Below are 8072 nucleotides of genomic sequence, written 5' to 3'. Positions count from 1 at the left end.
CTGCCCAGGTGAACGAGGCCATCGCCGCCCGGACGAGGCGCCAGGCGAATTCCGATGCCATTGGCCAGGTCGTTCGGGACGTGCTGCCCGGTTTCCTCGAAAAGGAGTTCACCCAAGGCCTGCTCAAGAACCAGGCCACCGCACGCAAACGCCGAGCCATGCTGATGCACCTCCTGGCCGCAGCGGACGTGCAGGCTTTCATCGACAGTCCCGCCGAAGCGCCAAACGAGGTAGCCGCCGAGGATGATGACGAACAACTGACCAGCGAGGCCGCCGCCAGACTCCTTCACGTTTCCCGCACCCACCTCAACACCCTGCTGGATGCCGGGGCGCTCGGCGACGTCAGCCGCACCGCCGGCGGCCACCGGCGCGTATCGAAGGTCTCAGTGCTGGCCTACAAGGCCGACAGCAAGGCGCGGCAGGCCAAGGGCCTCGACGCCATGGCTCAGGCCAGCCAGCGCATGGGCCTGTACAACGACGAACTGGCGGGTGTGCCGCGCCGCGCAAAGCGCTGAACGTGCCCAACCGGAAGACATCGAGCGGGGCGCCCGTCATGCCCCGCATCGTTCTGGTCGATGCGAACGTGTTCTTCGCACCTCGGATGCGCGACCTGTTCATGCACCTGCACGAGGCGGAAGTGCTGCATGTTCACTGGACGCGAGAGATTGAGGCGGAATGGACGCGCAACGTGATCGCCAAGCAGAACGCAGACCGCCAGGACATCCTGGATTGTCTGGAGGGCATGCGAGCGGCCGTCGAAGGCTGGGAAGTCGCCGGCTACGCGAAGCACATCGGCCGATTCGAGCCTGTGGACGCCAAGGATCGCCACGTCGCCGCCGCTGCCTACAAGCTCTCGCTCGATGATTGGCCGGGTCGGCCGGTCGCCCTCGTCACCAGGAACGTCAAGGATTTTCCCCAGCACGCCTTCAAGGACACGCAGGTTGTCCGTTACGCCATGTCGGCCTACCTCGATGGCCTGCACGCAGAAGCGCCAGACATCGTGGCGAAGGTGGCGGAAGGCTGCCGCAGGAAACTCAAGGCCCCGAAGCTCACCCGTGAGGAATACGTCGCTGTCCTCATGAAGAACGGTTGCCACGGTCTGGCTCAGGCGCTTGCGACCCGTTGGGCGGTCGAGCGCCCCGTGGTGGCAAAGGATGGCACGTTGTACTACGTCACCGCTAAAAGCGTTCCGAAGTCGAAGGACAAGAAGCCAGCCAGCCGAAAGCGGTGAAGGCCTTTGGTGGCTGGCTGCGTCGCCGCCGCTGGGCGTGCCGACGAAGATGTGGCTGGCCGCGCCCGCCAGGAGTTTTCGTGCTCCTGCGCGCCGGCGCAGACCGGCCAGTAGCACTGCCCATGACCGGCGACGACGCTTTCGCACAGGATGCGAGCGACTATGTATTCAGTCCTATGGCGACCCTGCTCGTCGCTGCGGGGACAGAGTGAGGCGAATCTCGGCCCTCGGCCAAGAACGCCATCCGCCAAGTCGCGCAAATCCTCGTCTTCGCGTCGACGTCTGCTGCTGCTCGACGATGAGACTTGGTGGCGGTGACTAGCGAGGTCGCCGAGGCTGCGGTTCGCGCTGCGAACCGGGCGTAGTCCGGCGATGCGCATCGCCGCCTACACCGTCAACGGTTCAACGGTGCAGAGACAGGCGAAGTCCCACGCAAAGCAAGAGATCCAACGGATCGACAACGGCGGTCCGTCGACTCTCCCAGGCCAGGCTGACAATGCATGCGACATTAGAGCGCCTGGAGTTCCCCTCGAATGCGATCGCCGACCGTGGCGCCAACTGCGCTCTCGGGCTGCACGTAGTTGTCGCCGATCGATGCGCACATCTCCACGACCAGCCTGGCGAAGTCCACCACGTTCCGGTCGAGCGGATCGCCGGGGCGGATCAGTCCTACCGCTACGGCCGCTTCCTTGAACAGCTCCAGTGCGTCGCGCGGCCCGACTGGGTCCTTGTCTTCGTCCTCATTGACGTAGGTATAGAGCATCGTCAACTCCTTCCACGTGTCCTGATGCCAGCATACGCCGCCGATGGGCGTGCTGCATTCGCGCGCAGCTCGATGCCGGGATGCCGGCTCGGCTCGCCAAGCGGGCCTTCGCATCGACCATGTTCTCCTTAGCCCGAAAGTCGCCAGCCGTATGGGCAACGCGGGTGTCGATCGTGCGGTGCGCGGCCTGCCAGGCTCCATCGACCATGCGCCGGGCCTTGGTGGACCTCACTGAGGGGTGGCAACTGCACCGGACAAGCAGAAGACGGCGACAGCGGCAATGCGAACATCGCACCGGTGCACCACCCGCTGAACGCGACATGACCAACCTGTACACCTCGTTCTTTGAAGCCATCGAGCCGACCGCCGCTTCCCTTCCCCATGCGGCACTGAAAGCGGCGAGCGCCTATCTGGATGGGAAACCAACCGGCTCCAAGGTGAAGATCGGCCGCGCGAGGCGCGATGCCGATTTCTGGTCGTGCCCGTACTGGCCCACCGTGCCGATCGACACCTGGCGCTCCGGCCTCATGACGCTGGCGCTTTCGCGCTACTTCGCCCAGGAGGAAGCCAGCAACCCAGACCTGCTGGATCGGCTTGCGGCCGCCTGCCCGACCGTGCTCGAGAAGGCCGTGCGCCATTCCGGCATCGTGATGCGCTTCGCACCCATGCGGCATGCTGAATTGGAAAGGCTGGGCCGACGGCATCTCCCGGTAGCCGAACTCTGCCGTGTCCTCTACATATTTCGCCAGGCGCACGACGAGCGCCTCAAGAAGCTCGCTGCCCATCGAGCCACTTTCGCGCAGGCGACGCCATTCGAACTGCTGGTTCTCGCAAGCCTCTACGCCTTCGAGCACCTCGTGCCACGGGGCATGGATTCGCCGCACCGCGCGGACGGCGTCCAATCGGAGGATCAAGAGGCGTGGGAAGCGATCAACGATGTCTTCCTATGGAAACTCGGCAGCGCTGATCCGAAAGACTTCTCGCTGAATGACGACGTGATCGGCCTGGCGCTCGTGAAGCACCTCGCCCCGGTGTTGCAATGCGTTCCGGGTCGGGCCGACTCTGGCACGACTTTGCGAGGACGATTCCGCGATCTGCTCGCGGCGCAGATCGAACTCAACGCCTTCGTTTCACAATCGGCGGACGCGTTCAGCTACAACGATGGGATCCGTTTCGTGCCGCATGGCACCTCACTTGAAATCGTCGAAGTCGACGCATCGGCGCAAGCGGCCTGGCAGCGTGATGGCCGCAAGCTCGCGCGCCTGCACGAGTACTGGTTCTACAGGGCATTCGACACCTTCATGCAGTCGGGGAGGGCCAACGAGACCATCGGTCGCCCCGAGAACCACGAGGCCAACCGCCTGGCCTACATGCGTGCCTTGCGCACACGGCTGCAGCTGACCGAGGTCTACGGCATTGCCGAAACCGTGACGACMGATGGTGGCGAGTCGGTCGACGTGTTTCAGGCGTCGCTGTCAATGGAGCTGATGTCGGCGTTCTACCAGCGGGACTTCCTCGAAACCTTCGTGGGTCACTTGCGCGCCCTCGGCGACTGGCGTGTGGCCTTGCGCAAGCTCTGCGAAGGCGGCGCACTTTCAGGAATGCAGAATCGCTTGCCGCTGACATGGTCGGACCGCGCAGCCAAGATCGCGAACATCACCGGGTGGACCGTCACCGCGGCGACGCCGCAGGGAGATGCCGCGAAGGCCGCGGCGATTCTCGAATTCTGGAGCAGCGACTGGGCCGCGCTGTCGGCGCAGTTGAAAGGCCCCGAGCCGGTCCTGCGGCCCGAACTGCTGGAGCGGCCGGTGTTGAAGTTCGGCGAAGTGCTCGTGCAATTGCCCTGGCATCTCGGCCTGCAGAACAACAGCACCGCGATCATCAACAACCTTCGCCGCCTGGGCCAACGCCGGGGCGAGGCACGTGAAGAAACGCAGCGCATCGAGACCGGTCTCGCGCGGGCCCTGGAAAGTCGCGGCTTTGTCGTCGTATCGAACTGGCTGCCCGAGCGTGCGCTGCACGGCGATGCCGGCGAGATCGACCTGGTCTGTGCGCTTGAAGGAGTCGTGCTGGTTGTCGAAGTGAAATCGACCTTCATCCGGAAGTCGCGAAAGGAAGCATTCCAACATGCGACGAGCACGCTGCGTCACGCTGGCCGCCAGGTGTTGCGCAAGGCGGAGGCCGTGGCGCGAGACCTTCGCGAAAACGGCACGCTGCGAACCGCCCTGCAGCTCGGGGCCGCTGGCGCGGACCCAGCGTTGATACGGTGGATTGTCGATACGTCGATCGAGTGCGACCACCCGCGCTTCTCCGGCGTCCTGAAGGTCTCGCTCGAAGAGATCCTCATTGCCCTGCGCGACGACGCTGCGCTGTTGAAGGATCCCGCCAATCTCTTTCTTTCAGACCCGACGCGAGCGGCGGGCGAAGAGGAGGCCAGGGCCGAGCGCACCACGTTGTATCCCGATGGCTTTTCGGCACGGCGCTTCGTCGAGGTCATCGAACAGGCGGCCGTCTGGCAAGACCTTTGAGCGCCGAGGCGAGTTGCCGGCCCGTCGCCGCAGCTCACTCGTGAGAGCGGCACGGCGTTCGCCACTCGCGCCAAGCAAATCCGCAAGCAGATTCGTGTCCTCTGTCGAGGGCGGGGAGGGCTTGCCTGTGTGCCTTCACGCTACCTCACCGTTCTCGCGTTCAAGGCCCTGCGCGCGCTTCGCGTGCTCGGCGCGTGCCGCGCGCCTGCGGCGGCCTTGAGCGCTGCGCTGCGGCGAGGGAGCTGGGGCCACGCAGGCAATTCCGCCTGTGTCGTTCCGCAGGAGTTCACCATGACCGCATCTTCCGATCTCAGCGTCCGGCAGCAACGCATCGTCGACGCACTGCGTCCGTTCTTCGGCGCCGAGGCCGACGCAATCTATGAGGCCAACGGCCGATCGCTGCAGAAGCTGACCTACTTCGCCAGGCAGTCGTCCTCGCCGAGTTTTCATCGACTGGTGACCGGGCTGGCGTTGGCGCAGGAACTCTTGATCGAGGATCTGACGAGCCGCTCGGTGTTCGATTCGCCACGAGCCGTGACCGACTTCCTGAAGCTGCACTTCGCGGGACAGCCGCACGAGAGCTTCGCGGTGCTCTACCTCGACGCACAGCATGCGCTCATTGCGTTCGAGGAACTGTTCCGCGGGACGTTGACGCAGACCAGCGTGTACCCGCGCGAGGTGATGAAGCGGGCATTGCACCATGACGCCGCGGCTGTGGTCCTGGCTCACAATCACCCGAGCGGAAGCGTTCAACCTTCGCGCGCGGACGAGCTGCTGACGAAGACCCTGGGCACTGCGCTTGCGATGATGGACGTGAGGGTGATCGACCACATCATCGTCGCGGGCGCGAAGACACTTTCAATGGCCGAACACGGCCTGTTGTGATGCTTGGGGCTTCGGCCCCAATTTCATTTCTCTTTGTCAGCGCACTGCGTGCGATGGATCTGGTCAGCGCGGCCGGTGCCGGCCACGAAGCCCACCGCTCGGATCCTGTCGAAGTGCCCGCCGCGATCGCGGCGGGACGCACAGCGCAAGAGATGAGGTGGGTGGAGTGGGGTGGGGTAGGCGAGGGGGCTTGCTGTTCCCTTCAGGATGCCACGCCGTTCGCGCCGTCAAGGTCTGCGCGCGCCCTGTGCGCTGGCGCCTGCGGCCGTCTTCGAACCTTGACCGCTTGCGCTGCGGCGTGCCGTGGACGGTCACGGGCAATCCCGCCCGCTACGTTCAAGGAGAACGCCATGGCTTCCAMYTTCCCTTCATCACCGATGAACAGTTCGATCTGCTGCTGGCCAACGGCCGCATGGCGCTGGCTTGCCAGGAAAAGGATGARGACTTCGATCCGCTGCCGGTCCTCAAGCTCTTCACGCCCGATGCGGGCGCGACYTGGCYGCTSACGGARATCGATCCGGACGAACCGGAAATCGCCCTGGGGCTGTGCGACCTGGGCATCGGGTTTCCTGAAGTGGGGCGCGTGAGTCTGACCGAGCTTTCCGAGGTGCGCGGAATGATGMAGTTGCCGATCGAGCAGGACCTGCATTTCCGGGCCACCAAGCGCCTGAGCGAGTATGCGAAGGAGGCCCGCATGGCCGGACGCATCCAGGCCTGAGGGCCCCGCCGCCGGCGCTGCCGGCGGCATTCCATTGACTTGGCCGTTCGTGGCGCGCTGCGCGCGCTCGCCTCGATCAGGCCGCGCGTTGCGCGGCAGGTCTTTGCGTTGAAGAAGGCTTGCCTCTGCGTTGCAGAGGAGGGCACGAACGAGCCTTGCGGCCGCGGCGCTGCCGGGTGTCTGGCGCGTCCTGGTTGGGCGGCGCATGCCGCGGCGCATCTGCTTTCRGAGCYMCCTCTTSATCGACGCATAGCTYGCRCGGTTCGCTGTCCAGGGCTGCGGGCTTCGCCACCGTCCTCACCCGGTCCTCGCTTGCGCTCGGCTGCGGCCTCCGGGCGGTCCCAGGACATCGGCCCTTTCGCTCGCCCTTCATGCGTCGAGGCGGCTCCGAAAGCAGATGTTCAACCACCGCGGCATACGCCGCAGAAAGGCCCAGCTATGCGCGCACTTCCATCCACCCGTCAGCGCAACCTCAACAGCCAAGCAGCCACGGGCGTTCCCCCCGTACCCCCCGAGGACTCACCCAAAGCACATGGTGTTCAAGGCAGGGAAGAAGGGCCGCGCGGCGGCGGCCGCATGGATGTCCGGCAGGCCGTCACCGACCGCATCATCGCCATGCTCGAGCGGGGCGGCAATGTGTTCCGGGAGCGCTGGACGCGTGCCGCCTCGCGCGGCATGCCGCGCAATGGCAAGACCGGCGCGGCATATCACGGTGCGAATGTGCTGCTGCTCTGGGACGCGGCCATCGAGCAGGGCTACGCGTCGAATGTGTGGCTCACCTACAAGCAGGCCGCAGCGCTCGGCGCGCAGGTGCGGCGCGGCGAGAAGGCCGTGATGTGCGCGAACTTCGAGCGCAAGGCCCTGAGCGGAGGAAGGGACGCTGACGGCGATCGGCGCGCGGATGGCGCTGAAACGGATGAGGGCGGGCAGGTCCACGAGGCGCTGTCGGGCTATGTGATGTGCAGGTCTTTCTGGGTCTTCAATGTGGCACAGATCGATGGCTTGCCGACGGCCGTGGTGGCCGATGCGTCGGCACCCAAGGAATGGTCGGATCGGTCTCCGATTGAAGGTGCGATGCGCTTCATCGGGGGATGCCAGGCCGACATCCGCCATGGCTATGACCGCGCAGCGTATGCGCCGCGGGCCGACCGGATCCTCATGCCCGATGTCGACCGGTTCACCAGTCCCGAGGCGTATTGCGCAACGGCACTTCACGAGCTCGTGCACTGGACCGGCCATCCGGATCGCCTCTCTCGTGAATTCGGCAAGCGTTTCGGCGATGCGGCCTATGCATTCGAGGAGCTGGTGGCTGAGCTCGGCTGCGCCTTCGTGCTGGGACATATCGGGCTCGTGGAGGCGACCATCGAAGGACATGCGGCCTACCTGGACTCGTGGCTGCAGGTCCTGCGCAACGATCGCACGGCGATCTTCACGGCCGCGGGGCATGCTGGCGCAGCCTTCGAGTACATCCTGGCCAGAGAGATGCCGGCGCTTGACGGGTGACAGATCCTGCCAACGGAGGAATGAATCTCGGGCAGTGGTCGCAGGTTCGGCCACTTGCCATTTGTTCTCGGCGTTGTTCGATCGGCCTGCGAGGACCAATTTGACTCCGGCCTTTTCACTTGTTTTTCCATGACCATGACCTACGCCCAATTGAAACGCGAGATCGCGACACTCCAGGCCTTCGCAGCGCAAAGGTCCGGCATTGCGACAAGGGCATCTGGCGGCGAAGCCAGCCGCACTGCCGCCTGACCGATGCGGTGGGGCGCCCGTGTTTTCGAATTTGACGAATTTAACGAATTTGCCTACACTCTTGGTTCACAGGAGATCCGCCATGCCCACGCTCGCCCGTTCGACCTCCGCGGCGCTGACCCAGCAGCAGCTGGCCAGCGGCCTTCACTTTGCCCTGGAGAACGTCGCGCAGTCGCTGGCTGCCCAGGTGAACGA

6 protein-coding genes and 1 pseudogene are annotated in these 8072 nt (G+C 65.0%); 6 read left to right on the top strand and 1 reads right to left on the bottom strand.

The window, feature by feature from the left end:
• Both AC1D2E_RS33535 and AC1D2E_RS33530 read left to right on the top strand, forming a co-directional pair.
• The coding region (locus AC1D2E_RS33535) for a helix-turn-helix domain-containing protein (RefSeq protein WP_478201406.1) at positions 1-515 on the top strand (515 nt) is incomplete at its 5' end.
• A 38-nt stretch (positions 516-553) separates the two neighbouring features.
• Positions 554-1231, top strand: a complete 678-nt coding sequence (locus AC1D2E_RS33530; RefSeq protein ID WP_478201405.1) for a VapC50 family PIN domain-containing toxin — start codon at positions 554-556, stop codon at positions 1229-1231.
• Positions 1232-1739: 508 nt separating this feature from the next.
• Here the strand turns inward: AC1D2E_RS33530 and AC1D2E_RS33525 are convergent.
• Positions 1740-1994, bottom strand: coding sequence for a hypothetical protein (locus AC1D2E_RS33525; protein WP_478201404.1), 255 nt, complete (start codon positions 1992-1994; stop codon positions 1740-1742).
• 320 nt (positions 1995-2314) lie between these two features.
• Here AC1D2E_RS33525 and AC1D2E_RS33520 point away from each other — a divergent pair, with 320 nt between their 5' ends.
• The 4 genes and pseudogenes from AC1D2E_RS33520 to AC1D2E_RS33505 all read left to right on the top strand — a co-directional run bounded on the left by AC1D2E_RS33520 (position 2315) and on the right by AC1D2E_RS33505 (position 7628).
• Complete coding sequence (locus AC1D2E_RS33520) at positions 2315-4522, top strand: hypothetical protein (RefSeq protein ID WP_478201403.1); 2208 nt, start codon at positions 2315-2317, stop codon at positions 4520-4522.
• A 453-nt stretch (positions 4523-4975) separates the two neighbouring features.
• Positions 4976-5407: pseudogene (radC, locus tag AC1D2E_RS33515) on the top strand (RadC family protein); the annotation flags it as partial.
• Positions 5408-5777: 370 nt separating this feature from the next.
• Positions 5778-6125: a DUF2958 domain-containing protein gene (locus AC1D2E_RS33510; RefSeq protein ID WP_478201407.1), complete on the top strand. Its 348-nt coding sequence runs from the start codon at positions 5778-5780 to the stop codon at positions 6123-6125.
• Between the two features lie 438 nt (positions 6126-6563).
• Complete coding sequence (locus AC1D2E_RS33505; protein ID WP_478201402.1) at positions 6564-7628, top strand: ArdC family protein; 1065 nt, start codon at positions 6564-6566, stop codon at positions 7626-7628.
• The last annotated feature ends 444 nt before the right edge of the window (positions 7629-8072 follow it).

This window comes from Variovorax sp. P1_H2 (assembly GCF_056405295.1).
The sequence above is the reverse complement of the archived record's forward strand: the minus strand, read 5'-3'. Positions and strand labels throughout refer to the sequence as shown.